This window comes from Polaromonas sp. P1_F4 (assembly GCF_056405675.1).
In genome coordinates, this window is record NZ_JBFUBP010000015.1 from 52,315 (window position 1) to 78,000 (window position 25,686).

Here is a 25,686-nt window from a genome sequence, read left to right on the forward strand (position 1 = left end):
GGTTGGCAAAAAAGGTCAGGGACGTATCGCCGACAATTGCAGGCGGTGACAAACATGACCCAGACGACCAATCCCCCCATTTTACCGACCGGCCTTGCCGACCACATCGCCAGGGCCATTGACGCTGCCGGCGGCTGGATCGGGTTTGACCGTTTCATGGACATGGCGCTTTACACGCCCGGCTGGGGTTATTACGCCAATGCCTCGCGCAAATTCGGTCTGATGCCGCAGTCGGGCAGCGATTTTGCGACGGCCCCGGAAATGTCCGCCCACTTTGGCCGGGCGCTGGCCAGGCAGGTGAAAGAAGCCCTGGCGGCAACCGGCACCACGGAAATCTGGGAATTCGGCGCCGGCTCGGGCGCCCTGGCGCACCAGTTGCTGGATGCGCTGGGCGATTCGGTCACGCAGTACCGCATCGTCGATTTGTCGGGCAGCCTGCGCGAGCGCCAGCAGGAACGGTTGCAGGCTTTTGCCGGCAAGGTGGACTGGGTAGCGGAGCTCCCGGCGCAGATGCGGGGCGTGGTGGTGGGCAACGAAGTACTGGATGCCATGCCGGTGAAGCTGCTCGCGCGGCTCAACAACGCCTGGCATGAGCGCGGCGTGGCCCGCTTTGAGGGAGGATTTGTCCATGCCGACAGCCCGACCGATCTCCGGCCTCCCATTGAAGTGGAAGGCGAACACGATTACGTCACTGAAATCCATCCGCAGGCGGAAGGCTTCATGCGGACACTGGCCGACCGGCTGGACGCCGGCGCTGTATTCCTGCTCGACTACGGCTTTCCCGAACACGAGTACTACCATCCGCAACGCAGCATGGGCACGCTGATGTGCCACCGTGGCCACCTGGCCGATGCCGATGCGCTGGCGGACGTGGGCGACAAGGACATCACGGCGCATGTCAACTTCACCGGTGTTGCCCTGGCAGGGCAGGAAGCCGGCCTGCAGGTGCTGGGCTACACCAGCCAGGGGCGATTTTTGCTCAATTGCGGCTTGCTGGACGGCATGGAAAACGCCAGCCAGCCTGACCGGGTGATGTTGCAAAAGCTGGTGAACGAGCATGAAATGGGCGAGCTGTTCAAGGTGATCGGCTTTGGCGCGAAGGGAAGTCCACCATGGGAACCCATAGGCTTCGCCGCTGGCGATCGAACACACACACTCTAGAAGAAGCACCCCGTCCAGGCTCACCGCGCGTAGCCTGTTCCCCCTCAAGGGGACGGCTCCTGCAATCTGGCAAAGCCAGTCCCGCGGCGCCTTGGCTGTGCTCACTGAATTCTTAAGCCAGCATGAGCCGTGGAACCGGCTTTGCCGGGCCACAGGCGGGCGGCCCCCTCGGGGGGCAGGGAGCTACACGAAGTGAGCGACCGTGGGGGCTAAACTAACCTCATGATCCGCTGGTTCATCGTTATCTTCCTGGCCCTGATGCTTATCAGCTGGTTCAGCCCGCTACTGCAGAAGCTGGGCTTCGGCAAGCTGCCCGGCGACTTGCGTTTTCGCCTGTTCGGGCGCGAATGGTTCATCCCGCTCACCACCACGATCCTGCTGAGCTTCATTGCCAGCCTGATCGCCAAGCTCATTTGAGAATAAGGCCCTCTACATGAAAGCCTGCGTCGACCTGGGCGGCACCAAGATTGCCGTCAGCCTGATTCCCTCGGCCCCGGAGATAACCTTCGCCCATGCCTCATTGGCCCTGCAGTCCCGGCGCACGGAACCCACTGGAAAAGAAGGCCCGCGCGACACATTGGCATGCCAGGTGTTGCGCATGCTGGACGAGGCCTGCCATGCGGCCGGCATCCGCGTACAGGATCTCGATGCGGTGGGCGTTTCGTCCTGTGGCCCTTTCGTGATGAGGGACGGCATGCTGGAGATATCCAACCCCAACATCTGCGGCGGCATGGCAGGCCCGGCACGCGGCCTGCCTAACGACTGGGTGAGCGTTCCGCTGGAAGCGCCTCTGCGCCGGCGCTTCGCCGAAAAACTCCGCATCGAGAACGACGGCGTGGGCGCCCTTCAGGCCGAACGCCGCTGGGGTGCACTGCAAGGCTCCAGCCATTGCGCTTACGTGACATGGAGCACCGGTATCGGCTTTGGTCTGTGCGTGGATGGCCGGATCCTGCGCGGCAAGCACGGCAACGCGGGCCATGCAGGCCATTCCTTTGTCAGCGACAGCAGCGATGCGCTGTGCGGCTGCGGCAATGTGGGTGACCTCGAAGGCGTTGTGGCTGGCAACGCGATTGCGCGGCGCTTTGCCGGTGCGGGCTACCCCGGTGCTTCCGCATTGTTCGCCGCTGCGCAGACGGGCGACATGGCCGCCATCACGATCGTGGATGAACTGTGCCGGGTACTGGGGCGCGGTCTCTACAACCTCGTCGTCACGATGGACCTGGAGCGCATCAGCATGGGCGGCGGCGTATTCTGGAATCACCGCGATTACCTCTTGCCGCGTCTGCGTTCACAGATTCACGGCAAGTTGCCCGCCCTGACGGATGATTTTGAGCTGGTGGCAGCAGGGCTGGGCGAACGGGTCGGGGATTTTGCGGCTTTGGCACTGGTGAGTTGACGCGGCGGCCGGCAGAAAAACTACCCCTGCCCCGAAGCCTCGGTCGCTTCAGCCTTCTTCACCACCCTCACCTGCGGCGACAGCTGCCAGAAAATCCCCGCTGACGCCAGGGTGATCAAACCCATCGCGGCAAACGTTGCCTGGAAGGAATGCAGCGTCTGCGCGGCCTCGCCAGCGCCGAAAAAGCCCGTGAAAGCGGCCAGCACCGCGCCCGCGGCGGCCACGCCCATGCTCATCGCCAGCATCTGCACCATCGACAGCAAACTGTTGCCGCTGCTGGCCATGCGGCTGTCCAGGTCACGCAGGGTCACGGTGTTCATCGCAGTGAATTGCATCGAGTTGACTGCGCCAAAACACGCCAGCTGGAGGATGTGCAGCCACAGCGGCTGCGCCGGTGTCACGAAAGCAAAACTCGCCATCGTCAGGCCCACCAGCGCGGTGTTGGTCACCAGCACCCTGCGATAGCCGTAGCGCGTGATCAGCGGTGTGGTGACGCGCTTGACCAGCATGCTGGCCACGGCAACCGGCACCATCATCATCCCGGCCTGCAACGGCGAATAGTCCAGGCTGACCTGCAGCAGGAGCGGCACCAGGAAAGGCATGCATGAGCTGCCCAGGCGTGAGAACAAATTGCCCAGCAATCCGATGCTGAGCGTCGGAATCGAGAACAGCTGAGGCGAAAACAGCGGATCGGGCCGCTTGGCGGCATGCAGCCAGTAGGCGGTAAGGCTGGCCATGCCGAACACCAGCAGCACCAGCACGCTGGCCTGTTTCAGGCCCAGGCCCGACAGCCCATCCACTGCCAGCGACACGGCCACCATGCCAAAAGCCAGCAAAAGGTAGCCCGGCAGGTCGAAACGCGGCATTTGAAGCCGTGGGTTGTCCTCCATGTAGAAAAGCGTCGCCACGCAGCCCAGTACCCCTACCGGAATGTTGATGAGGAACACCCAGTGCCAGGAAGCCACCTGAACCAGCCAGCCGCCCAGCGTGGGCCCGATCAGCGGGCCAACCAGGCCCGGCACGGCAATGAAGCTCATGGCCTGCAAAAAGCGCTCACGCGGAAAGGCGCGCAGCACGGCCAGCCGGCCCACTGGCAGCAGCAGCGCCCCGCCCATGCCCTGCACCACACGCGCCGCCACCAGTTGCATCAGGTTGCCGGACAGCGCGCAGGCGACGGAGCCAATGACGAACAGCGAGATCGCCCCCACATACACCCGCCGCGTGCCAAAGCGGTCGGCGATCCAGCCGGACGCGGGGATCAGCATGGCCATGGTGAGGGAATAGGCCACCACCACCGACTGCATGCGCAAAGGGCTTTCGCCGAAGCTGCGGGCCATGGCCGGCAAGGTGGTGTTGACGATGGTGGCGTCCAGCGTCTGCATGAAAAAGCCGATGGCCACCAGCCAGAGCAGCATGCGCAATGATTTTTCTTCTGCCTGCATGGATGAGAGATGCGAAAGGGCGAACTTGGTTCACCGCATGAGGAATGAAGAAGACGGGAAGATGGCCGGACAGCAAAAAGCCGCCTCGAAGGCGGCTTTTAAAGCGAAGGCGTTGAGTTCCGCCTCAGGCCGAGAAGCTGGATCCGCAGCCGCAGGTGCTGGTGGCGTTGGGGTTCTTGATGACGAATTGCGCGCCTTCAAGGTCGTCCTTGTAGTCGATTTCGGCGCCCACCAAGTACTGGTAGCTCATGGCGTCGATCAGCAGGGACACGCCATTTTTGGTCATCGTGGTGTCGTCTTCGTTGGTGATTTCATCGAAGGTGAAACCGTACTGGAAACCGGAGCACCCCCCGCCCTGCACAAAGACGCGCAGCTTCAGATCCGGGTTGCCTTCTTCGGCAATCAGCTCAGCCACTTTGGACGCGGCACTGTCGGTGAAGACAAAGGGCGCGGGCATTTCGGTCTGAATATTTTCGGCAACGGCACTCATGGGGACTCCAATACATAAAGCGAATCAGGGTTCGCGATTCGAGGCGTTCAAGCCTCTGGTGACACTTATGGGCAAATAGTACAGCAATTCAATCAACCATAACGCCCATGCGTGTTAGGTCGTGCGGTCTATTTGTGAGCGCTTACTCGCTCAATTCGCCCAATTAATCAGATGTTGTTGGCGGCCAGTTTGAGCGTGGGTTTTTCTTCCAGCTCCGCGTGGCTGGTAGCGCGCAACTGTCCGAATATGACGGCACCCTGGTGCATTTCAAGCGCCTTGTAAGAGACATCGCCCTCGATTTTGGCTTTGGGCTGCAATTCAAGCAGCTCGGAGGCGTGGACAGGGCCCATCACCCGACCATTGATGATCACATGGTCGGCATGAATATGGCCGGTCACGGTGGCGGACTCGCTGATCACCAGAATGCTGGAGCTGCCTTCGGCGGCACGGATGTCGCCGATCACTTCACCGTCGATCCGCAGGCCGTCGGTGAATTTCAGGTTGCCCTCAATGCAGCTGCCTTGGGCGATCAGGCTTTTGATGGGCGGCTGCTTCTTTTTTCCAAACATACAAAGGTTCCTGTGCTGGGGGGTGGCGGTGGAAGGGGAAATCGGGGGGAAATTCTCAAAGCTTGAAGGTCTGGGCAGATCTGACCGCTGTCCCCTCAATGACTTTAGCTGTAACTGTTTGTACCATGGCTTGGGGGGGCAAGTCGAGGACACCTTCCACACGAAGGTACTGTTTGAACTGTAAAGTTTGCGGTCCACCGGGCAAAGTCATCGTCCAGGGTTTTCCGTCCTGCGTGCCATGAACCGTCAGGTCAAGTTTCCCGTTGAAATTAGGCGCACCCTTGACGGGCTGGATCACCAGGACCTGCCATTTGAGCTGGGTTCCCGACAATACCTCGGCCTGCAGGCTGCGGATGGCGACAACCTCGGCGCTACCAGCCGGCAAAAGCTTCTGAAAAAATCCCAGGTCGTCACGCAGGCTGCGGTTGTCGCTCTCCAGCTGCCGGATCTGGCTCATCATCTTTTCCTGCACCGCTTTTTCGGCCGTGAGCAGACTGCCTGAAGTATTGGCAATCGATTGCGCCCTGTCGCGGTCTGCACGCAAAGTGACCACTTCCTGACGCAATACGCTGATCTCTTCCCTGGCATCGGTATCCACGCCCGCAATCCCCTTGCCGAACTCGAAGGCCCAGAGGGCGACCGCTGCGGAAAACCCCAGCATCAGGGCACCGGCGATCCACCGCAAGGGCCAGGGAAGCGAGCTGCGCACCGACATGCGCGGGGAGCTGATCGTCAGCCGGCGGCGAAACAGGCGAAATTTCAAATCGGGGACCCTGCAGTTTTCGGTTCGAGGAGCTGCATTGTGCACGCAGACATCCGCTGAACCGCCCGATTCAGCCGTAAAGCCGGGTAAGGCTTTGCATCAGGAAAACTAAACGCTTACAAAGCATTGACAGGGCGTTGCGGGCGCCACACAAATGCTTCGGCCATGAAAAAAGCCGCCAGGTGAACCAGGCGGCTTTTTTTGGGGAACAGCGAGAGCGGATTAGCGCTTGCTGAACTGCTTGCGGCGGCGAGCTGAGCGGAAACCGACTTTTTTACGTTCGACTTCACGTGCATCGCGGGTCACAAAGCCGGCCTGGCTCAGGGCCGGCTTGAGCGTTGCGTCGTAATCGATCAGCGCACGGGTGATACCGTGGCGCACTGCGCCGGCCTGGCCGGACTCGCCGCCGCCGTGGACGTTGACCATGATGTCAAACGTCTCGACGTGGTTCGTCAGAAACAGGGGTTGGCGGCAGATCATGATCGAGGTTTCACGACCGAAGAACACCTGGATGTCACGGTCATTGATCGTGATCTTGCCGGTGCCTTTTTTGATAAACACACGGGCGACGCTGGATTTGCGACGGCCGGTGCCATTGTTCCATTCACCAATCATCAATGGCTCCTTAGATGTCCAGCACTTTAGGCTGTTGGGCGGTATGCGGGTGCTCTGCACCACCGTACACCTTGAGTTTCTTGATCATGGCGTAGCCGAGCGGGCCCTTGGGCAGCATGCCCTTGACGGCTTTTTCCAAAGCGCGGCCGGGGTGCTTGGCTTGCATGTCGCGGAAATTGGTGGCAGTGATGCCGCCTGGATAACCGGAATGGCGATAGTAGATCTTGTCAGTCGACTTGGCGCCGGTGACGCGCAGCTGGGCTGCATTGATGATGACGATGAAGTCACCGGTATCGACGTGAGGCGTATAAATGGCCTTGTGTTTGCCGCGCAAACGGAGAGCAACTTCGCTGGCTACTCGTCCGAGGACCTTGTCGGTCGCGTCAATCACAAACCACTCGTGCGTCACGTCAGCGGGTTTTGCGCTGAACGTTTTCATGAGTTTTCTTTCGAAAAAATGGTTTGTCGGGTTCTTTTCTGCGGTCGGTGTTCTTCTGATGAGAACCTCTTAGGCAGTATTTCAAGCTCTGCCGCGGAACCACTAGGCGCTGCAGAGCCCACGATTATATGAAAAATCAAGGACTTGCGTCAATATTCAGCCGGGTTTGAGGCATTTCCCCCATGCAAGAAGGTAGGATAGACCCATGTTTTCCTATCGCCACGCCTTCCACGCAGGCAACCACGCCGACGTGCTCAAGCACACCACGCTGATCGCGTTGATGAAGTATTTGACCCAGAAAGACACGGCGCTGACCGTGATCGACACGCATGCGGGCGCGGGCCTGTACCGGCTTGACGGCGACTACACCGAAACCAGCGGTGAGGCCCAGGAAGGCATTTTCAGGCTGCTTTCCCAATCTGCTTCCGAGACAAAACCGGCTCCAGCCCAAGTACAGCGGGCGCAAGCAGCTCCTAAAACCATAGCAAAGCCCGCCGCCACCAAACCAGCCGCTGGCGGCTGGGCGCCTGCCCTGCAGGACTACATCGACCTGCTGCGCGGCCTGAACCCGCAATTCGCCGAAAGCGGCGACATCGCGCACCTGAAGATCTATCCAGGCTCCCCTTTCATCGAGCAGCAATTCCTGAGCGGGCGCGACAAGCTCAAGTTGTTTGAATTGCATCCCACCGATTTCAAGTCGCTTTCCGGCAACATTGAACAGTTGGGTGTCGGCCGCCAGGTGGCGGTTTCGCGCGAAGACGGCTTTGAAGCCCTGAAGACCTTTTTGCCGCCACCCGCCCGCCGGGCGATGGTGCTGTGTGATCCCAGCTATGAAATGAAGAGCGATTACGCGCGTGTGTCGGCCTGCATGGCAGACGCCGTCAAGCGCTTCGCCACCGGCACCTATGTCGTCTGGTACCCCATCATTCCGCGGCCGGAAGCCCATGACTTGCCCCGCAAGCTCAAGACGCTGGCCGTGAAAGCCAGCCGAAGCTGGCTGAATGCCGCTTTAACGGTGAAATCGAGCAAATTAACAACAGATGCCGCCGGTGATGTGGTACGGCCAGGCCTTCCTGCCAGCGGCATGTTTGTCATTAACCCGCCCCACACCCTCAAGGCAGAGCTGCAAGCGGCCTTGCCGCAAATGGTGGCCCTGCTGGGGCAAGACCGCAATGCCGGCTTCACGCTGGAGCATGGCGGCTAAGGCTTTCAGGACGACGCCCTGCAAGGGGGGCATGGCAGCCGACACCGCCAGCCGGTTATGCCAGGTTGGCTGTGTTGTGCGCCCAGACTTTCCTGTCTTTACCGCCGCAGTGAGTTGTGGCAAGGTTGCCCCGTAAGCTTTCCCAAAGTCTGCGCCTTCATTTTCCCGCCGTGTTTCCCCTGCTTCCTGCGTCCTGATTTCCGCTTTCTTTTCTTCCTTTCCTCTTGGCTCTCCCCGCTCCCTCGGTGCTCCACCACTAACATGCCCGTCCAGGCTCAAGCTCTCCCATCCGCCGCCCCGGACACGCCGGGCCGTGGACCGCGCGTGCGTGGAAAAACGGCCAGGCCTGCGGAAACGGGAATCAACCCCGGCACAGCAAGCGGGATGGCGATGGGCACGCCAGAGGACATGGAAAGTGAAATCGAGCGCCGGGTTGCGCTTCGCACCCAGGAACTTCGTGCATCGCTGGCGCGCTACCAGACCATGGTGGACCTCGCGACCGAAAACATCTGCGTCGGGCAGGAAGGCCTGCTGCGCTTTGCCAATCCGCCGTGCCTGGCCTTGCTGGGTACAGAGGCCGGCACCATGGCCGACCGGCCCATGATCGAGTTCATCCATCCGGAAGACCGCAACTTTGTTTCCGGCAAGCACAAGCTGCGCGCCGCCGGCAACGTCGTCCCGGCGTTTGAGGCGCGATTCCAGCGCGACGACGGCACGATTTCCTGGGTGGAAATCAATGGCGTGCTGGTGGACTGGGAAGGTGCGCCGGCGGACCTTTTTTTCCTGAAAGATGTCACCGAACGCAAAAGACTCGAGGCCCTGACCCGATCAGCCGCCGAGCGCTACCGGGCGGTCGTGGAAAACGTCAACGACGTGATCCTGGTGGTGCAAAAAGGCATCGTGCGCTTTTCCAATACCAGCGCCCAGACCATGTTCGGCCTGACGCTCACCGGACTGCCGTCCATGCACCTGATCCATCCTGACGACCGCGGCATGGTGCAGCGCCAGCGCGAGCTCATGCAGTCTGGCACCATGGTCAGCGCCTACGAGGCCCGCTTCATCACGCCTCCGCGCGAAACGATGGCGCCGGACCTGCGCACCGGCTGGGCCAGCATCTACGGCACGCGCATTGAGTGGGATGGCGAACCTGCCCTGCTCGTGCTCATGTCCGACATCAGCGAGCGCCGCCGGCTGGACGAAGAACTCAAGACCGCGCTGACGCAGCGCGAAGCCATCCTCGAAACCACCGCCGTCGGCGTCACCTTCCTCAAGGCACGGCGCCACCAGTGGCTGAACCGCACGCTGGCCGCCATGCTCGGCTACAGCCCGGCCGAGCTGCTGGGCAAGGAGACGCGCGTTCACTATCCCAGTGACGAGGACTTCGAACGCACCGGCGAACTCGCCTACGCGCAGATCGCGCAAACCGGATCGTTCTCGCTGGAAACGCGCATGCGCCGCAAAAGCGGCGAGCTTATCTGGGTTCAGCTTGACGGCTCGGCGCTCGACCGCAACCGCCCGCAAGAAGGCTCCGTGTGGACTTACGTGGACATCACCCGGCGCAAGGTAGCCGACGAAGAAGCCCGGCGGGCCCTGGCGCGCGAACGCGAGCTGGGTGAGCTGAAAACGCGCTTTGTGTCCATGGCCTCGCATGAATTCCGCACGCCGCTTGCCACGATCCTGTCGTCCGCAGAGTTGATCGAACACTACGGCGAAAAAATCACGCACCGCGAGCGCCAGGACATCATGGCCGACCTGGTGATCGCGGTCAAACGCATGCAGGGCATGCTTGAAGACATGCTCACCGTCGGGCAGGCCGACGCAGGAAAACTCAAGCTCAACCTGAAACCGCTGGATATCGCGGCGCTGTGCCGCAAGCTCGTGACCGAAATGCACACCAGCGACGCCGGCCAGCATGCGATTGAATTTGAAGCCCCCATCGGCCACGACGCTTTTTCGCAGCTGGTCCTGCTCGACGAACGGCTGGTCCGGCACATTGCCAGCAACCTGCTGGCCAACGCCTGCAAATATTCGCCCGCCGGCAGTGTGGTGGTGCTCACGCTGGACCGCCGGCAGGACGCGTCCGGGGACCACCTGATCCTGCGCGTCAGCGACGAAGGCATCGGCATTCCGCCCTCGGACCTGCCACGCCTGTTCGAGAGCTTTCACCGCGGCTCCAATGTAGGCAACCGCCAGGGCTCCGGGTTGGGCCTGGCCATTGTCAAACACGCCGTTGACCTGCATCACGGCAAAATCGAGGTGGCAAGCATGCCGGGAGCAGGCACACAGTTCACGATCAGCTTGCCCATTTCTCAAGGAACCCCATGACCCTGATCCTGATCGTTGAGGACGACGACGCCATCCGCAGCAACATCGTGCGGTTGCTCAAGCTTGAAGGTTTTGAAACGGCCGCGGCCGCAGATGGCCGGCAGGGCCTGGAGCAGGCCCGCGCAAGCCGCCCCGACCTGATCGTCTCCGACGTCGGCATGCCCGGCATGAACGGCTTTGAACTGCTGGCAGCCGTGCGCGCCGACCCGCTGCTGGTCAACACCCCCTTCATGCTGCTGACCGCGCTGGACGACCGCGAAAGCATGCGCCGCGGCATGACGGCCGGCGCCGACGACTATTTGTCAAAACCCTTCAGCCGTGCCGAGCTGCTCGACGCCGTCAATGCGCAGCTGAAGAAAAAAGCACGGGTGAGTGAAGCCATCGACTCGGGGGTGGCCGCCGGCGAAGAACGCCTGCGCGCAGCTTTTGCCAGCCGCATCAGCGGCAGCCGCCCCGACAGCGTACCGGTTGATATTCCGGCCAGCGCGCAAACCGAAGAACTGCCCAATGCCACTGTGCTGGTGGCCAGCATCCGCAATTTCACCTCGCTGGCTGAAAAACTCAATGCCGCGGAAGTGTCGCAACTGCTCACCGAATATTTTGAGCGTATCTCCGAACCCGTGCTGAAAAACAGCGGCCGGCACATCAAGTTTGTCGGCGACGGGCTGATGGCGGTGTTTGTCGACACCCTCACCGGCTCGCCGCTGCCGGCCCCGCGCCGCGCCATTTCTGCGGCTCTTGCCATGGCACTGGCCACGCATGAATTCCGCGACTGGCTGGAGCAGCGCTTCGGCGGCCGCGCGCTGCCGCCGTTTGCCATGGGCATCGGCATCCACAGCGGCGCCGTCACGCTGTGCCAGCTCGGCACGCAGCAGACCAAGGAACTCACGCCCGTGGGCGAAACCGTGACGCTGGCCTCGCGGCTGGAAGACGCCACCGAAGAAAAGGGCTGGACGGTGATGGCCAGCGAGCAGACGCTCGGCGAAGCCGGCACCGGTATCCAGACCGGCATCCACACCTCGCTTTCGCTGCCCGGCCGCAACCTCGCCATCGATGTGGCCGAGGTCACGGGCCTCATCACCACCATGGACGACAAGATCCACGGCATGGCCAGCCTGACCGAGCGCGCCAGCGAGATCAGCGACGCCGTGCGCGCCAATTCGGACATCACCGCACGCGCGGTCAAGGGCGCGCTGGACGCCAAGCTCTCGGCGCTGAAAGACCTGCGGTTTGACGCCAGCAGCGAGGCGGTACGCCTCAAAGGCTACCGCATCACGCGCAAGATCGGCGCCGGCGGCATGACCGAGGTCTACCTGAGCGAGCGTGAATCCGACGGCCTGCCGATCGTGCTCAAAGTGCTGGACTCACGCGGCAAGGAAGCCTCGGAACACCTGGTGCGCTTCATCCAGGAATACGCCCTGCTCTGCAAGATCGACCATCCGCACGTGATCAAGATCTACGACCAGGGATTCACCGACGAACACGCCTACATCGCGATGGAGTACTTCGAACGCGGTGACCTGCGCAGCCTGTTCGGGCCCGACCTGGCCCGCTCGCAGGCGCTGACGGTGGCGCGCGAGGTCGCCCAGGCGCTGTCGGCCATCCATGCGCACGGCATCGTCCACCGCGACATCAAGCCTGAAAACGTCATGCTGCGCGCCGACGGCAGCGTGGCGCTGGCCGACTTCGGCATTGCCAAGTCCATGCTGCAGGCCCCCAGCATGGGCCTGACCCAAACCCACCACGGTGACGTCGTTGGAACGCCCTACTACATGAGCCCCGAGCAGGCCACAGGCCGCAAGGTAACGGCGCAGTCCGACCTCTACAGCCTGGGCGTGATGCTGTTTGAAATGCTGGCCAACCGCAGGCCCTACGTTGCCGAATCGCTCGAGCTGCTGCTGGCCAAACACCTGAATGCCGACACCCCCGCCCTGCCCGCAGTGCACGCAGAATTGCAAGGTGTCGTCAACAAGCTGATGGCCAAAAGCCCCGAGCACCGCTACGAATCAGCCGAAGCCTTTCTGCTCGAACTCGAATCCATCGCGCCCGCGCCTGAGATTAGTCTATAACCCCCGTCCAGGCTCACTTCGTGTAGCCCGTTCCCCCCTTTCAGGGGGCGGCGCCTGGGGCCGGCAAAGCCGGACCCTCGGCCCCCACTGGTAATGCCCAAAGAACTCTTTAACTCAGCAGGGGCCGCGGAACCGGCTTTGCCGGGCCGCAGGCACTGTCCCCTGCAAGGGGAAAAGGGCTACACGCAGTGAGCCCGATAGGGGTATGCCCATTTTTCGGCTTTGCCGGGCCACAGGCGCAACGGCCCCCTCGGGGGGCAGGGAGCTACACGCAGTGAGCGACCGTGGGGGTCAATATTTCAGAGCGGTACTTTTTCCCCAGAACACGCGATAAGCGAACACGGTGTAGCCGATGATCATCGGCAGCACCACCGCCGCGCCGGCCAGGATCACGCCCATGGCCTCGGGCGCACTGGCCGACTGCCAGATCGTGAGCTTGTCGATCACCAGCCACGGAAAGAGGCTGTAGGCCAGGCCGTAGAAGGCCAGCAAAAACACGCCCACCGTCGCGCCAAAGGGCACCCAGGCGCCGTATTCATTGCCCTGCGCCAGGCGCACAGGCAGGCGCTGCAGGCTGCGGAAAATCACACCGAACAGCACCGCCGTGGCTGCCGGGATCGGCAGCAGCAGCACGATGTTCGGAAACGAAAACCATTTGTCGAAAATGCTCTGGCTCACCAGCGGTGTGGCCACCGAAATGGCGCCGATACCGATCACAGTGAACAGCAGGCTGCGCCTGGCCCAGCGCACGGCTTGCAGTTGCAATTCACCTTCGGATTTGATGATGAGCCAGCCGGCGCCGAGCAGGCAGTACGCCGCGACCAGCGCCGCGCCGATGACGGCATTGAACACGATCGTCCACCAGGTCGCCGCAAACCCGGTGATCAGCGAGCCCAGCATGTAGCCCTGCGACCAGCTCGCCAGCAGCGAGCCGGTGTAGAACATGCGGTTCCACAGCGGCTTGTGGCTGGCGCGCGCCTTCACGCGGAAGTCAAAGGCCACACCGCGCAGCGTGAGGCCGATGAGCATGAAGGCCACGGGCAAATACAGCGCGCCCAGAATAACGCCGTGCGCCAGCGGAAACACGGTAAGCAAAATACCAACGCCCAGCACCAGCCAGGTTTCGTTGGCATCCCAGAAGGGGCCGATGCTGGCGATCATGGTGTCCTTGTCGTCATCGCCGGCGGTGCGCATCAACACGCCCACGCCCAGGTCGTAGCCGTCAAGAATCACATAGGCCAGCATGGCCAGGCCCATCACCACCAGGAAGACGATGGGCATCCAGCCGGCGGCTTGCGTCAGGTCAGGGGCAAGGTCAAGCATTGGAGGCTCCTTCTTTTTCGGGGTAGTTCACGACGTTGAGGTCCTTCTCGGGCTCACCGGCGGTGCTGTCATCGCCGAACGGCTTGTCCGCATGTTTCCTGTGCCGCGCGAGGTAAAACACCACCGACACATAAGACACCAGCAGCACCGCGTACAGCGCGAGGTAAAGCGTCAGCGTCAACGCAATGCGTGGCGCAGGCACTTTTGAGGCGGCATCAGCCGCCGTCAGCACGCCCGTCACCAGCCAGGGCTGCCGGCCGATTTCAGTCACATACCAGCCGGCGATCAGCGCGATCCAGCCTGCGAATGTCATGGCGACCAGAACTCGCGCATGCCATACGGTGAGCGTACGGTCAGGGTCTTTTTTCCAGGGTGCCAATTGCCACACGCTGGCCCAGCTGACCAGCAGCATCAGGACGCCCACCCCGACCATGATGCGAAAGGCCCAGAACACCGGCGCCACCGGCGGATGTTTTCCCTCGAACTCGTTCAAGCCCTTGACCTCGCCGTCCAGGCTGTGCGTGAGGTAGAGCGACGCCAGCTTGGGAATGCCGATTTCATAGCGGTTGGATTTGGTGGCCTGGTCGGGCAGCGCAAACAGTACCGCGGGCACGCCTTTTTGGGTTTCCCAGATGCCTTCCATGGCGGCCAGCTTGGCCGGCTGGTGCTCCATCGTGTTCAGGCCATGCTGGTCGCCCGCGACGATCTGCAGCGGAATCAGCATCGCGGCCATGTAGATGCCCGTCTTCAGACCGGCCATGACTTCGGCCCCGCGGTCATCACGCAGCCAGCGGTAGGCCGAAACGCCCGCCACCAGAAAGGCCACCGTGAGCCCCGACGCCAGCAGCATGTGCGTGAGACGGTAAGGAAAAGAGGGGTTGAAGATCACCTCGAACCAGCTCGTCACATGCGCCTGGCCGTTGATCATTTCAAAACCCGCCGGCGTCTGCATCCAGGAGTTGAGCGCCAATATCCAGAAAGCCGACAGCGTGGTGCCGCCCGCCACCAGCAGCGTGGCGATGGTGTGCATGGTTTCGCTCACGCGTTCACGCGCAAACAGCATCACGCCCAGCATGGTGGCCTCCAGAAAGAAGGCTGTCAGCACTTCGTAGGCCAGCAGCGGCCCGGCGATGTTGCCGACCTTCTGCATGTAGCCCGGCCAGTTGGTGCCGAACTGGAAGCTCATGGTGATGCCGCTGACCACACCGAGGGCAAAGGTCAGCGCGAAAATTTTCACCCAGAACTGGTAGGCGTCCATCCAGTATTGCGCTTTGGTTTTCACGAAGCGCAGCTTGAAGTACAGCAGCACCCAGCCCAGCGAAATGCTGATGGTGGGAAACAGGATGTGGAAGGTGATGTTGGCCGCGAACTGGATGCGGGCCAACAGGAATGCGTCTAAACCGTCCATCATCAACTCCTGTTTTCGTCGGGAAGGTTGGCAGCGGGTGCTGCTGGGCCGGGAAGCTCGCCGGAGGGCTTCGCCGCCACTTTGCTGGATGCGGTGCGGCCTGTCAAACCGGCCTTCATGCTGCTGGCGACCTTGTCTTTGACCTCCAGCAGCTTCTGCACCTTGGCGCCCATCTTCATCAGGCTCATCAGCGTGGCCGAGTCCATCTTCTGCACATCGGCCAGCCAGCCCGTCATCAGCTCGATCAAATCGTGCATCTGCTTCATGCGCGCCTGGGCGTGAATGTCGTCCTGGTTGGCCGGGTGTTCCATCAGCGCATCGCGCAGCATTGAAAGCGTCGGGTCAATCTCGCGCTTGCGGCGTTCCTCGGCCAGTGTGCGGAAGATGGCCCAGACGTCTTCCGGCGCACTGAAATACTCGCGCCTGTCGTTCGGCAGGTGCTGCAGCCGCACCAGGTTCCACGACTGCAACTCCTTCAGCCCCATGCTGACGTTGGACCGTGAAAACGCCAGCGCCTCGCCGATTTCATCGGCATTCAAGGCCCGCGGCGAGACGTACAGCAAGGCATAAATCTGCCCCACGGTCCGGTTAATGCCCCAACGGCTGCCCATTTCACCGAAATGGAGGACAAATCGCTGGGTCAGGGGGGCAAGGTTCATGGCGCGGGGCCTCTTTGGGTTATTGAATTTTCAGGAATTACTGAAATTCTAATAAATTGAAGCGGTTTGCGCTGGCGGCTGGATTGACCCTGTGTGCAGCCGGGTGAAGCAGGTGAAGCCGGTCGAACGCTGACCCGAACCCACACCGTCTGTGCCGACAACGCGATCATCGGGCGAATCTTCAAGTCGCTATCGAATTCGTAGCTGCTTGCGCCCGTATTTATTGATCTAGAGGCCAATTTCATGCATGAAAAAGCCCCAAAAACAGCGTCAAAAGCGGTTCCGGAAGCGTTCACGGCGACTTGACGCCGTTTCCCGGGCGGTTTTAAGGCTATTTTTAATGCAAAAAGTGCCTTCAATTCAATGGGGGCAGGCGCAAGCAGCTATTAAATAGATAGCAAAACAGCAAGCAACTCAGGGCTGTGGCGGCAAGATCTGCGGCGAAGCGAAAAGACCGGTTGCGGGTCGGGTCACCGCTATTGGCAAGCCCGTCGCAACATGGGCATACTGGCCCGCCCATACACAACACCCCACAAAAAGGATTCCATGCGCCATACCACCACCGTCCTCGGCTTTTCCATCACCCTGGCTTTTGTGGCCGGGATTGCGCTGTCGCCGCTGGCCCAGCACGCCCTGCCCGATGCGCACGCGCAGGCCGTGCCCCTGGCGCCGGCGATGATTGACCTCGCCGCGCTCAAGCACAGCGACATTCCCGGCACACCGAATCCCGAAATGAATGCGAAGGGGCTGGTCATCACCGACAACGCCACCATCGGCATTCAGTCCGGCAATGTGGCCAAACACATTCACCCGAAAACCGACGAGATCCAGTACATCATCGAAGGCAGTGGCGCCATGTGGCTGGGCGGCGAGCGCAAGGAGTTCAAGCCGGGCACGCTGATCATCATTCCCAAAGGCACGGCACACGGCGGTACGCTGGTGACCAGCGGGCCCGTCAAGGCACTGGCCATCAAGATCCCGCCTCAGCCCAGGGACGACGTGACTTTTGTGAACTGAGCGAGCGCGCCTCGGTCAGCGCGGCGTACGCGGCGCCGTTGGGCGCCGCCTTGCAGGCGGGCGCTTCCGGGCCGCAGGCGCGGGTGTCGTCGCGACCTCCGGCGTGGACTCCGGCACCAGCAGCACAACTTCCTTCAGCCCCATGCCCAGCATGCCGAGCTCTTCCGCCGCGGCACGGCTCAGGTCGATGATGCGGTTGCCGCTGTAGGGGCCGCGGTCGGTAATACGGACGTCCACGTCGCGGCCGTTGACCAGGCTGTGCACACGCACCATGGTGCCAAAAGGCAGCGTGCGGTGCGCAGCGGTGAACTCCTGCATGTCAAAGCGTTCTCCGCTGGCGGTGCGCCGGCCGTTAAAACGCGGGCCGTACCAGGAAGCCTGGCCGCGCTGGAATTCGCGGGGCACTTCGCCGGCCAGCAGCGACGGCCTGGGTGCAGCGGCAGAAGGCGGCACCTCGTCGGCCATCTCACCGATCACGGGTGATGCATCGGTGGCGGGACGTGAAGGACGCGGCACCGGTGCAGCAGTACCAGCGCCCGGCGCGGTGGATGACTTGTTGGACGGCGGCGTGGTACACGCGGCCAGCAGGGCCAGCAGCACCGCAGCGCTGAGGGTGACGGCAGACCGGCAGGCCCCCTGCAGCATGGATGGCGGCCTCAGGCGCGCTGCAGTCGCCCGATGATTTCGGTCGTCGCTGCGGCCTGGTTCATCGTGTAGAAATGGATGCCGGGCACGCCGGCTGCGTAGAGCTGCTCGCACAAACCGCTGATCACATCAAGGCCGAAGCTCTTGATGGACGCGGTGTCGTCGCCAAAGCCCTGCAGGCGCAGGCGGATCCAGCGCGGAATCTCAGCGCCGCAGGCATCGGAAAAACGCATGAGCTGCGTGGAACTGGTGATCGGCATGATGCCGGGGACGATGGGCACGTCCACGCCCAGGGCCTGCGCGTCGTCGACAAAACGATAGTAGGCGTCGGCGTTGAAGAAATATTGGGTGATCGCCGAGTTGGCGCCGGCCTTGACCTTTTGCACAAAGGCCTGCAGGTCAGCGTCGGCCGATCTGGCCTGGGGATGGATCTCCGGGTAGGCGGCCACTTCGATGTGGAAGGCGTCGCCGGTTTCGGCGCGGATAAACGCCACCAGGTCGCTGGCGTAATGGAACTCGCCGCCAGCACCGTAGCCGCTGGGCAGGTCGCCGCGCAGGGCCACCAGACGCTTCACGCCCATGATCTGCAAGGTGGTGAGTTGCTGGCGCACGGTGGCCCTGGTCGCACCCACGCACGAGAAATGGCAGGCCGCCGCCACGCCTTCGGCCAGGATCTCGCTCACCGTACCAAAGGTGCCGTCCTGCGTGGAACCGCCCGCGCCAAACGTCACCGAGCAGAACTCGGGCTTGTGCGCATACAGCGCCTGGCGCGCCACACGCAGCTTCTCGGCGCCTTCAGGTGTCTTGGGCGGGAAAAATTCAAAACTGAGGGGAAGGTTCAGGCTCATCACGGATCTCACTCGTCGTTGTTTGTCGTATCGGTTTTGTTGTCACGCCGTTTGCCACGTGCAGGGCCAGGTTGGCCGGCATGCGCAAGTTCGGAGTCTTCGTGCGGCGCGCGGGAGGCGCGCATTTCGCTGCGTGGCACGCGCTTGGCCACCTTGCGCTGCGGCGCGGCCGGCAGCGGCTGGTCTTCGCCCGCCACGTCCTGGCCCTTGACGGCCTGGATAAAAAATTCGCGGTTGCCGTCGCCGCCTTCAATGGGTGACTGCAGCCAGGCTTTCACTTCCAGCCCCAGCGCTGCGCAGGCGTCGCGCAAGCGCTTTTCGACAAACTCGAAATGCGCCGGGTCGCGCACGATGCCGCCCTTGCCGATCTGGCCAGGCTGCAATTCAAACTGCGGCTTGACCAGCATGAGCAGGTCGCCGCCGGGTTTGAGCAGGCGAACCACGGCGGGCAATACCAGCGTGAGCGAGATGAAAGACAGGTCGCCCGTCAGGAAGTCGAAGTTGGCTTCTGCGGCCAGGCTCGCTTCATCCAGGTCGGCGTCATCCCCATCGCCATCGAAGTCATCCGGAAAATCCATGTCGCCGCTGTCGCCCGCATGGCCGGCCACCAGGTCGGCGGCGGTCATGGAACGGGCATTCAGACCCTCGACGCAAACCACACGCGGGTCTTCACGCAGGCTGGCGTGCAGCTGGCCATGGCCCACATCAACGCCCACCACCTGCATGGCGCCGTGCTGCAGCAGGCAGTCGGTAAAGCCGCCGGTGGACTGGCCCACGTCAAGGCAGCGCAAGCCATCCACCTTCAGGCCGGTCGCTTTCAGCGCGCCTTCGAGCTTGAGCCCGCCGCGCGAGATGTACTTGGCTTCGGTGGTGTCCAGCAACTGCAGTTCAGCGCCGGGCGGAATCTCGTCGCCGTTCTTGGCGACCTTCTTCCAGGCAGCGTCGCTTTCAGGACGCCACTGCACACCCGACGCAATCAGGCGCTGGGCCTGGGAGCGGGTGGCGGCATGGCCGTGTTCGACGAGGAATAGGTCAGCGCGCATGTAGTTCCAGAAAAAAAGGGCTCAGCGCGTCGCGAGCGGCCGTCAGGCTAGGCGCGGGAGGACCCATGAACCGGAGCGTACTGGAGGTACGTGAGGATTCATGGAGGGACCCGCAACGACGCATCACGGCCGCGCAGTAGCGCGGGATCAGTAGCGGTAGGTGTTGGCTTTGTACGGGCCTGCTTTGCTGACACCGATGTACGCAGCCTGCTCGTCGCTCAACTCGGTCAGCACAGCGCCAACCTTCTTCAGGTGCAAACGGGCGACCTTTTCGTCAAGATGCTTGGGCAGCACATAGACCTTGCCCACTTCGTAAGCGTCTTTTTTGGTGAAGAGCTCGATCTGTGCGATCGTCTGGTTCGCAAAGCTCGACGACATCACGAAGCTCGGGTGGCCGGTGCCGCAGCCGAGGTTGACCAGGCGGCCCTTGGCCAGCAGGATGATGCGCTTGCCGTCCGGGAAGATCACGTGGTCGACTTGCGGCTTGATCTCTTCCCAGGTGCATTTTTCGAGTGCAGCAACGTCGATTTCGTTGTCGAAATGGCCGATGTTGCAGACGATGGCCTGGTCTTTCATCTTCGCCATGTGCTCATAGGTGATGACGTTCTTGTTGCCGGTGGCGGACACAAAAATGTCAGCCTTGTCGGCGGCGTATTCCATGGTCACGACCTTGTAGCCTTCCATCGCGGCCTGCAGGGCGTTGATCGGGTCGATCTCGGTCACCCACACCTGGGCGCTCAGGGCGCGCAAGGCTTGTGCAGAGCCCTTGCCCACGTCGCCGTAGCCGGCAACCAGTGCAACCTTGCCGGCGACCATCACGTCGGTGGCGCGCTTGATGGCGTCAACCAGGGATTCGCGGCAGCCGTACAGGTTGTCGAACTTGGACTTGGTGACGGAATCGTTCACGTTGATGGCGCGCAGGGCCAGCGTGCCCTTGGCCGACATTTCATTCAAACGCAACACGCCGGTGGTGGTTTCTTCGGTCACACCGATGATGTTCTTCAGGCGGCGGCTGTACCAGGTCGGGTCTTGCGCGAGCTTGGCCTTGATCGAGTTGAACAGGCAGATTTCTTCTTCGCTGCCGGGCTTGGAAATGAGGCTGGCGTCTTTTTCGGCCTTGGTGCCCAGGTGCATCAGCAGCGTTGCGTCGCCGCCGTCGTCCAGGATCATGTTGGGGCCTTCTTCAGGCGTGCCCTTGGCACCGCTGAATTCGAAGATCTTGTGGGTGTAGTCCCAGTAGTCGGCCAGGGTTTCGCCCTTGATGGCGAACACCGGCGTGCCGGCGGCGGCGATCGCGGCGGCAGCGTGGTCCTGCGTCGAGAAGATGTTGCACGAAGCCCAGCGCACTTCAGCGCCCAGGGCCTGCAGGGTTTCGATCAGCACGCCGGTCTGAATCGTCATGTGCAGCGAACCGGTGATGCGTGCGCCCTTGAGCGGCTGCGCCTTCGCGAATTCTTCGCGGATGGCCATCAGGCCGGGCATTTCGGTTTGCGCGATGTTCAGTTCCTTGCGGCCCCAGGCGGCAAGCGAAATATCGGCAATGGTGTAGTCGGTGGAAGGTTTCAGGACGGCGCTCATTTGGTAACTCCAAAAGTCATAGGTCAAACTGGGCAAAATAGCCACGAGCCTGTACGTCAATCGGGGAGTTTGTTGTTAGCCTCACCCGGTTTGAAAGCACATGCGGGTGAGCGTGGTTGCAAATGAAAGTCCTGAGCCTAGACCACATGGAGTGGGTTGCAACGCTCCTCAGGAAGCCATGATTATAACAAATCACCCCCGTCCAGGCTCACTGGCGTGTAGCCCGTTCCCCCCTCAAGGGGGCGGCGCCTGGGGCCGGCAAAGCCGGACCCTCGGCCCCCACTGGTGAAATACTCCCGCTGCATCCGCCCTGAATCTTCAAGCCAGCATGAGCCGTGGAACCGGCTTTGCCGGGCCACAGGCGGGCGGCCCCCTCGGGGGGCAGCGACCCACACGAAGTGGGGGAGCGTGGGGGCCACATTCAGTGCGAAAATTTCACCATGCAAGAACTGAACACCTGGCCGGACAGCCAGCGGCGCCGCATCACCGGCGTCTTCACCGACATCGACGACACCCTGACCACTGAAGGCGCCATCACGGCCGATGCGCTGGCTGCGCTGGGCGAATTGAAAGCGCGAGGTTTCAAGGTCGTGGCCATCACAGGACGGCCGGTGGGCTGGAGCGAACCCTTCGCAGTGACCTGGCCGGTGGATGCCATCGTGGCCGAAAACGGTGCGGTGGCGCTGCTTTCCGAACAGGAAAATGGCCGGCAGACCAAGCAGGACGGGCGCAAGCCGCTATCAAAGCTGTATCAACAGGATGCGGCGACTCGCGACGCCAACTTCGCCCGCATGCAGGCCGTGCTGGCGCGCATCGAGCGCGAGCTGCCAGGCATCACCCGCGCCACCGACTCGCCGGGCCGCGAAACCGACATCGCCATCGATCACAGTGAGTTTGTGCATTTGAGCGACGCGCAAATCGCTGCGGTGGTGGCGCTGATGAAAAGCGAGGGCATGCACGCCACCGTCAGCAGCATCCACATCAACGGCTGGTATGGCAACCACAACAAGCTCGAAGGCGCGCGCTGGATAGTCCGGCAGCTCTGGCAGCGCGACCTGGACGCCGAGATGGATCAATGGGTCTATGTGGGCGATTCGACCAACGACCAGCTGATGTTCAAGACCTTTGCCAACAGCGTGGGTGTGGCCAACATCGCGCGCTTTGTGCCGCAGCTGGCGCACCTGCCGCGCTATGTCACCCAGGGCGAGCGCGGCGCAGGTTTCACCGAAATGGCGCGCGCTTTACTGGATTAACAACCGCGGCTGCCCCGCGTTACCTCAGCGGGTGCCGCGGATCGGGCTTTGCCCGGCCGCAGGCACCGTCCCCTGAAGGGGAGGGGACGCTACACGAAGTGAGCGTCAGCAGGGGTTAGCTATATTGGCGGCGCACTGAGCCCCAGCGCAACCAGGCGCCGAGAGCCGCTACCGCCAGAACCAGCGCGGCATAACCCTCTACCGTGGCAGGCAAGCCCAGCGGCGCGATCAAGCGGCCTGCCAGCATGGCGGGCACGCTGAAGGCCAGGTAGCTGATGGCGTACAGCGCAGAAAACAACTCCGCTCGCTGGTGCGGCTGTGCCATCGGCGCCAGCGTCTGCACCTGCGCGGAGAAAGCCGAGCCGCCGCCGAAACCGGCCAGCGCCGTCCCCGCGAAAAACAGCGCCACGGAACGGGTGACCAGCGACAGGACCACCAGACCTGCGCCCACGGCAAGCAAGCTCATGCCGATGGCGCTCATGCGCACGGGCGAAAAGCGCCTCAACAAAGTCGGCGAAGCAGCGCCCAGGCCGAAGAAGGCCGCAATGGCCAGGCCGTTAACGATGCCGTCGTGGATGCCAAAGATTTGCTGCAGCACGGAAGGCACCAGCGACAGGTACAGGCCCGCAAGCGACCACACCGCCAGCATTGTCGGCACGCCGCGCACAAATTCGGCGCGCGCCTGCACCGGCACCGAGATGCGCGGCACCAGCGAAGCCAGCGCGCCGGGGCGCGGCGTGACGCTTTCGGGCAGGAACAGCGTGGCCACCGCACCCACGACGCAGATGGCGACCAGCACGCCGAACACCAGCGGCACCGGGTGCAAGGTGAACTTGACGGCGATACCGGTGAGCAACGCGCCCACGGCCAAGCCCGCCAGCGGCGAAACGCTGCCGATCATCGCGCCCAGGCGTTTCTGCGCGGCGGGGGCGGCTTCCACCACCGCCGCCGTCAGCGCGCCGCCGACCATGCCGGTGGCGATGCCCTGCACGATGCGCGCGGCGATGATGCCGCCTATGCCTTCGGCCAGCAAAAAGGTCAGCATCGCGCCGGCCTGCAGCAACAAAGCGGTAAACACCACGGGCCGGCGGCCGATGTGGTCAGACAGCGAGCCGGCCACCAGCAGCGAGGCCAGCAGCGCAATCGCGTAAATCGCAAAGGCCACCGTCAGCAGCGCGGGCGAAAAGTCCCACTGCTGCTGGAACACGACAAACAGCGGCGACGGCGCACTGCCCGCCACGAAGAACGCGAACAGCAGGATCGCCAGCAGAGGGAAGGCGGCTGCGGGCGGCAGTTGCCAGCGGGCGGCCTTGGTGGGTGATGATTGCAAAGAGGGGGCGGCTGGTGCAGTCATGGGGAAACGCTCGACTTTCTTAAAGCAAATTTATTTGCGTTTGCAAATTCTACGCCAACTGCAAAATTAACGCAAACATCATTGCTTTTAGGCTAAAATTCGCCCTGATGAGCACCTCCCAAACGCCCCAGAACAAACGCCCCGGCGGACGCAGCGCCCAGGTGCAAATCGTGGTGCGCAAGGCGCTGGAAGAACTGATTGCCCAGGAGGGCCGCGACAAAGTCACCGTGCCGGCCGTGGCCGAGCGCGCCGGCGTGAGTGCTTCCAGCATTTACCGGCGCTGGGGCGACGTGAACGGCCTGCTCGGCGAAACCGCCCAGCAGCGGCTGGACCCGAACCGCCCCCTGCCTGAGACGGGCGACCTGAAAGCCGAACTCACGGCCTGGGCCAAAGAACTGATCAACCACCTCAACAAGCCAGGCAATGCCTCACTGCTGAAGGCCGCTGCCGCGCTGGCGGGATCAGAAGAAACCAATTGCCTGAAAAACCGCCGCAACGAAGCCACGGTTCTGGTCAAACGCGCCCAGGCCCGCGGCGACGCCACACCCACCGTGCAGCAGGTGCTGGACCACATGATGGCCCCCATCATTTACCGGTTGATTTTTGGTGCTGGCGTAGAGCCCGCGTTGGCGGAACAGTTAGCCGACGAATTGTTTGTCTTGGCAAACCCGGTCAGCAAATAGACCCGAAGAAGCCCAGGAGGCCGCGGAACCGGCTTTGCCGGGCCGCAAGCCTCGTCCCCTGCAAGGGGAAAAGGGACTACACGCAGTGAGTCCCGATAGGGGTGTGCTTATTTCAGTTGGGCTTGGCTAACCCAAGCTTGTCTATCAACACTTTTTCGCGCCCAACTGTGTCTTGCGCAAACTTCGTGTAGTCCGCGGAGCTCAGGTAGTTGGGCAGCATGTCGTAGCGGCCCAGCGCCGCGACGTAGCTCGGTTCTTCCATCGCTTTCTTGAAGGCGTCGTGCAGGCGCTTGACCACCTCGCGCGGCGTACCTTTGGGTGCGCCTATGCCAAAGGGCGAGTTCTGCACGATGTCGTAGCCCAGCTCTTTCAGCGTGGGCGCGTTCGGGAATTTGTCGAGCCGCTTCTCGCCCCAGGTATTGAGCACGCGCAGCTTGCCGGCCTCGACCTGCGGCGCAAAACCGGTGCTGTCGGCGCCCGCCATCAGCTGGCCGCTGACCAGTGCCAGCATCAGGTCAGCGCTGCCTTTGTAGGGTACGTGCTGCAGCTCGATGCCGGCCTTCTGTGCGATGAGCTCGGTCGTCAGGTGCGGGCTGGTCAGCGTGCCCGTCGAGCCGTAGGTCAGCTTGCCGGGGTTGGCCTTGGCATAGGCGACAAAGTCAGCCCAGGTCTTGAACGGGCTGTCGGCAGGCACCACGATGCCGAAGGCATAGCCAGTCACATTGATCACGTAGCTGATGTCCTTGACCGGGTCCCAGTTGATTTTGGTGGTGTAGCCAAGGCGAAACACGCCCAGCGGAATTTGCGCCAGCGTGTAGCCGTCAGCCTGCGCGCTTTGCAGTTGCTGGGCCGGCAGGGTGCCGCCCGCGCCGGGCTTGTTCTCAACGATCACCGTCTGCCCCAGAATCTTCGAGGCGTTGTCGGCCAGCGAACGCATGGTGATGTCGGTGGGCCCGCCCGCCGGGAAGGCGACGATCAGCTTGATCGGTTTGACCGGGAAATTTTGCGCATGGGCCGCACCCCACACGCCGGCGAGGGAAATGGCCAGGGCGGCGGTGATCTGCAGTAAAGGGCGGCGTTGCATCGGTGTATCTCCTGATCCTGAAAGTATGGCGGCTTGAAGCCCATATCATGCGTGCAGCAAGCCGCCATTGCATCAGGGCAACACCTGAAAGCTTGTCACGTCGGCGTCAGCCAAATCTTAAAGCGTTTTAAGCGTTTCAACCATACAGGACGAACGCAAGCAGCTATCAATTCAATAGCAAACCATAAGCCCCCCTGCAAGCAGGGGGCCGCGGGACTGGCTTAGCCAGACCGCAGGCGCCGCCCCTGGAAGGGGGAAGGCGCTACACGAAGTGAGCGTCCGACGGGGTGAACTAATTCACCGCCCCCTGCAAGGGGG

Annotated in this window: 24 protein-coding genes and 1 riboswitch; of the genes, 9 read left to right on the forward strand and 15 right to left on the reverse strand. The window is 62.4% G+C overall.

Features of this window, described 5'->3' with window-relative positions; genetic code table 11:
• Positions 1-54 precede the first annotated feature (54 nt).
• The 3 genes from AC1DYQ_RS21650 (at position 55) to AC1DYQ_RS21660 (ending at position 2,557) form a co-directional block, all read left to right on the forward strand.
• A complete protein-coding gene (locus AC1DYQ_RS21650; RefSeq protein ID WP_477688529.1) occupies positions 55-1,161 on the forward strand; it encodes a class I SAM-dependent methyltransferase in 1,107 nt (368 codons plus the stop codon).
• 222 nt (positions 1,162-1,383) lie between these two features.
• Positions 1,384-1,578 carry a DUF2905 domain-containing protein gene (locus AC1DYQ_RS21655; RefSeq protein WP_477688530.1) on the forward strand — a complete coding sequence of 65 codons (195 nt, stop codon included), beginning with the start codon at positions 1,384-1,386 and terminating at the stop codon, positions 1,576-1,578.
• Positions 1,579-1,594: 16 nt separating this feature from the next.
• A complete protein-coding gene (locus tag AC1DYQ_RS21660; protein WP_477688531.1) occupies positions 1,595-2,557 on the forward strand; it encodes an ROK family protein in 963 nt (320 codons plus the stop codon).
• 20 nt (positions 2,558-2,577) lie between these two features.
• On the opposite strand, the gene mdtD is transcribed toward AC1DYQ_RS21660, so the two are convergent.
• From mdtD to rplM, 6 genes are all read right to left on the reverse strand, one after another.
• Complete coding sequence (mdtD, locus tag AC1DYQ_RS21665; protein ID WP_477688532.1) at positions 2,578-3,999, reverse strand: multidrug transporter subunit MdtD; 1,422 nt, start codon at positions 3,997-3,999, stop codon at positions 2,578-2,580.
• 124 nt (positions 4,000-4,123) lie between these two features.
• Complete coding sequence (gene erpA, locus AC1DYQ_RS21670) at positions 4,124-4,489, reverse strand: iron-sulfur cluster insertion protein ErpA (protein ID WP_122955163.1); 366 nt, start codon at positions 4,487-4,489, stop codon at positions 4,124-4,126.
• Positions 4,490-4,656: 167 nt separating this feature from the next.
• Positions 4,657-5,058, reverse strand: coding sequence for a bactofilin family protein (locus AC1DYQ_RS21675; RefSeq protein ID WP_457282898.1), 402 nt, complete (start codon positions 5,056-5,058; stop codon positions 4,657-4,659).
• Between the two features lie 55 nt (positions 5,059-5,113).
• A complete protein-coding gene (locus AC1DYQ_RS21680; protein ID WP_477666786.1) occupies positions 5,114-5,821 on the reverse strand; it encodes a DUF6776 family protein in 708 nt (235 codons plus the stop codon).
• Positions 5,822-6,043: 222 nt separating this feature from the next.
• Positions 6,044-6,436, reverse strand: coding sequence for a 30S ribosomal protein S9 (gene rpsI / locus AC1DYQ_RS21685; RefSeq protein ID WP_007867568.1), 393 nt, complete (start codon positions 6,434-6,436; stop codon positions 6,044-6,046).
• A 10-nt stretch (positions 6,437-6,446) separates the two neighbouring features.
• Entirely contained in the window at positions 6,447-6,875 is a 429-nt protein-coding gene (gene rplM / locus AC1DYQ_RS21690) for a 50S ribosomal protein L13 (protein ID WP_007867557.1), read from the reverse strand.
• 205 nt (positions 6,876-7,080) lie between these two features.
• Between rplM and AC1DYQ_RS21695 the strand changes: the two genes are divergently transcribed.
• The 3 genes from AC1DYQ_RS21695 (at position 7,081) to AC1DYQ_RS21705 (ending at position 12,473) form a co-directional block, all read left to right on the forward strand.
• Positions 7,081-8,079 (forward strand): 23S rRNA (adenine(2030)-N(6))-methyltransferase RlmJ, encoded by a 999-nt coding sequence (locus tag AC1DYQ_RS21695; RefSeq protein ID WP_477688533.1) that lies wholly within the window; start codon positions 7,081-7,083, stop codon positions 8,077-8,079.
• 408 nt (positions 8,080-8,487) lie between these two features.
• Entirely contained in the window at positions 8,488-10,404 is a 1,917-nt protein-coding gene (locus tag AC1DYQ_RS21700) for a sensor histidine kinase (RefSeq protein WP_477688534.1), read from the forward strand.
• On the forward strand, positions 10,401-12,473 hold the full coding sequence (locus AC1DYQ_RS21705) for a protein kinase domain-containing protein (protein WP_477688535.1): 2,073 nt from the start codon (positions 10,401-10,403) through the stop codon (positions 12,471-12,473). Before AC1DYQ_RS21700 ends, AC1DYQ_RS21705 begins: the two co-directional genes overlap by 4 nt.
• A 291-nt stretch (positions 12,474-12,764) precedes the next feature.
• Here the strand turns inward: AC1DYQ_RS21705 and AC1DYQ_RS21710 are convergent, their stop codons facing one another.
• The 3 genes from AC1DYQ_RS21710 to AC1DYQ_RS21720 are packed head-to-tail and all read right to left on the reverse strand — an operon-like array spanning position 12,765 to position 15,863.
• A complete protein-coding gene (locus AC1DYQ_RS21710) occupies positions 12,765-13,796 on the reverse strand; it encodes a cytochrome d ubiquinol oxidase subunit II (RefSeq protein ID WP_457282893.1) in 1,032 nt (343 codons plus the stop codon).
• Positions 13,789-15,204, reverse strand: coding sequence for a cytochrome ubiquinol oxidase subunit I (locus tag AC1DYQ_RS21715; RefSeq protein ID WP_477688536.1), 1,416 nt, complete (start codon positions 15,202-15,204; stop codon positions 13,789-13,791). Before AC1DYQ_RS21715 ends, AC1DYQ_RS21710 begins: the two co-directional genes overlap by 8 nt.
• Before the next feature lie 2 nt (positions 15,205-15,206).
• Positions 15,207-15,863, reverse strand: a complete 657-nt coding sequence (locus AC1DYQ_RS21720; RefSeq protein WP_477651344.1) for a GbsR/MarR family transcriptional regulator — start codon at positions 15,861-15,863, stop codon at positions 15,207-15,209.
• A gap of 546 nt (positions 15,864-16,409) precedes the next feature.
• On the opposite strand from AC1DYQ_RS21720, the gene AC1DYQ_RS21725 reads away from it, so the two are divergent.
• The gene (locus AC1DYQ_RS21725; protein ID WP_477670057.1) at positions 16,410-16,880 is read left to right on the forward strand and encodes a cupin domain-containing protein; all 471 of its coding nucleotides are present in this window, start codon (positions 16,410-16,412) and stop codon (positions 16,878-16,880) included.
• A gap of 15 nt (positions 16,881-16,895) precedes the next feature.
• Here the strand turns inward: AC1DYQ_RS21725 and AC1DYQ_RS21730 are convergent, their stop codons facing one another.
• The 4 genes from AC1DYQ_RS21730 to ahcY all read right to left on the reverse strand — a co-directional run bounded on the left by AC1DYQ_RS21730 (position 16,896) and on the right by ahcY (position 20,994).
• Entirely contained in the window at positions 16,896-17,525 is a 630-nt protein-coding gene (locus AC1DYQ_RS21730) for a septal ring lytic transglycosylase RlpA family protein (RefSeq protein WP_477688537.1), read from the reverse strand.
• An 11-nt stretch (positions 17,526-17,536) separates the two neighbouring features.
• The gene (metF, locus tag AC1DYQ_RS21735) at positions 17,537-18,373 is read right to left on the reverse strand and encodes a methylenetetrahydrofolate reductase [NAD(P)H] (protein ID WP_477688538.1); all 837 of its coding nucleotides are present in this window, start codon (positions 18,371-18,373) and stop codon (positions 17,537-17,539) included.
• Between the two features lie 8 nt (positions 18,374-18,381).
• A complete protein-coding gene (locus AC1DYQ_RS21740; RefSeq protein WP_477688539.1) occupies positions 18,382-19,416 on the reverse strand; it encodes a TlyA family RNA methyltransferase in 1,035 nt (344 codons plus the stop codon).
• A 147-nt stretch (positions 19,417-19,563) separates the two neighbouring features.
• Positions 19,564-20,994, reverse strand: a complete 1,431-nt coding sequence (gene ahcY, locus AC1DYQ_RS21745) for an adenosylhomocysteinase (protein ID WP_477688540.1) — start codon at positions 20,992-20,994, stop codon at positions 19,564-19,566.
• Positions 20,995-21,095: 101 nt separating this feature from the next.
• A riboswitch (S-adenosyl-L-homocysteine riboswitch) is annotated at positions 21,096-21,170 on the reverse strand.
• A gap of 264 nt (positions 21,171-21,434) precedes the next feature.
• Here ahcY and AC1DYQ_RS21750 point away from each other — a divergent pair.
• On the forward strand, positions 21,435-22,247 hold the full coding sequence (locus tag AC1DYQ_RS21750; RefSeq protein ID WP_477688541.1) for an HAD-IIB family hydrolase: 813 nt from the start codon (positions 21,435-21,437) through the stop codon (positions 22,245-22,247).
• 115 nt (positions 22,248-22,362) lie between these two features.
• On the opposite strand, the gene AC1DYQ_RS21755 is transcribed toward AC1DYQ_RS21750, so the two are convergent.
• Positions 22,363-23,601 (reverse strand): MFS transporter, encoded by a 1,239-nt coding sequence (locus tag AC1DYQ_RS21755; RefSeq protein WP_477688542.1) that lies wholly within the window; start codon positions 23,599-23,601, stop codon positions 22,363-22,365.
• A 107-nt stretch (positions 23,602-23,708) separates the two neighbouring features.
• Between AC1DYQ_RS21755 and AC1DYQ_RS21760 the strand changes: the two genes are divergently transcribed.
• A complete protein-coding gene (locus AC1DYQ_RS21760) occupies positions 23,709-24,284 on the forward strand; it encodes a TetR/AcrR family transcriptional regulator (RefSeq protein ID WP_477688543.1) in 576 nt (191 codons plus the stop codon).
• Positions 24,285-24,396: 112 nt separating this feature from the next.
• Here AC1DYQ_RS21760 and AC1DYQ_RS21765 read toward each other — a convergent pair whose 3' ends face one another.
• The gene (locus AC1DYQ_RS21765; RefSeq protein ID WP_477688544.1) at positions 24,397-25,368 is read right to left on the reverse strand and encodes a Bug family tripartite tricarboxylate transporter substrate binding protein; all 972 of its coding nucleotides are present in this window, start codon (positions 25,366-25,368) and stop codon (positions 24,397-24,399) included.
• Positions 25,369-25,686 lie beyond the last annotated feature (318 nt).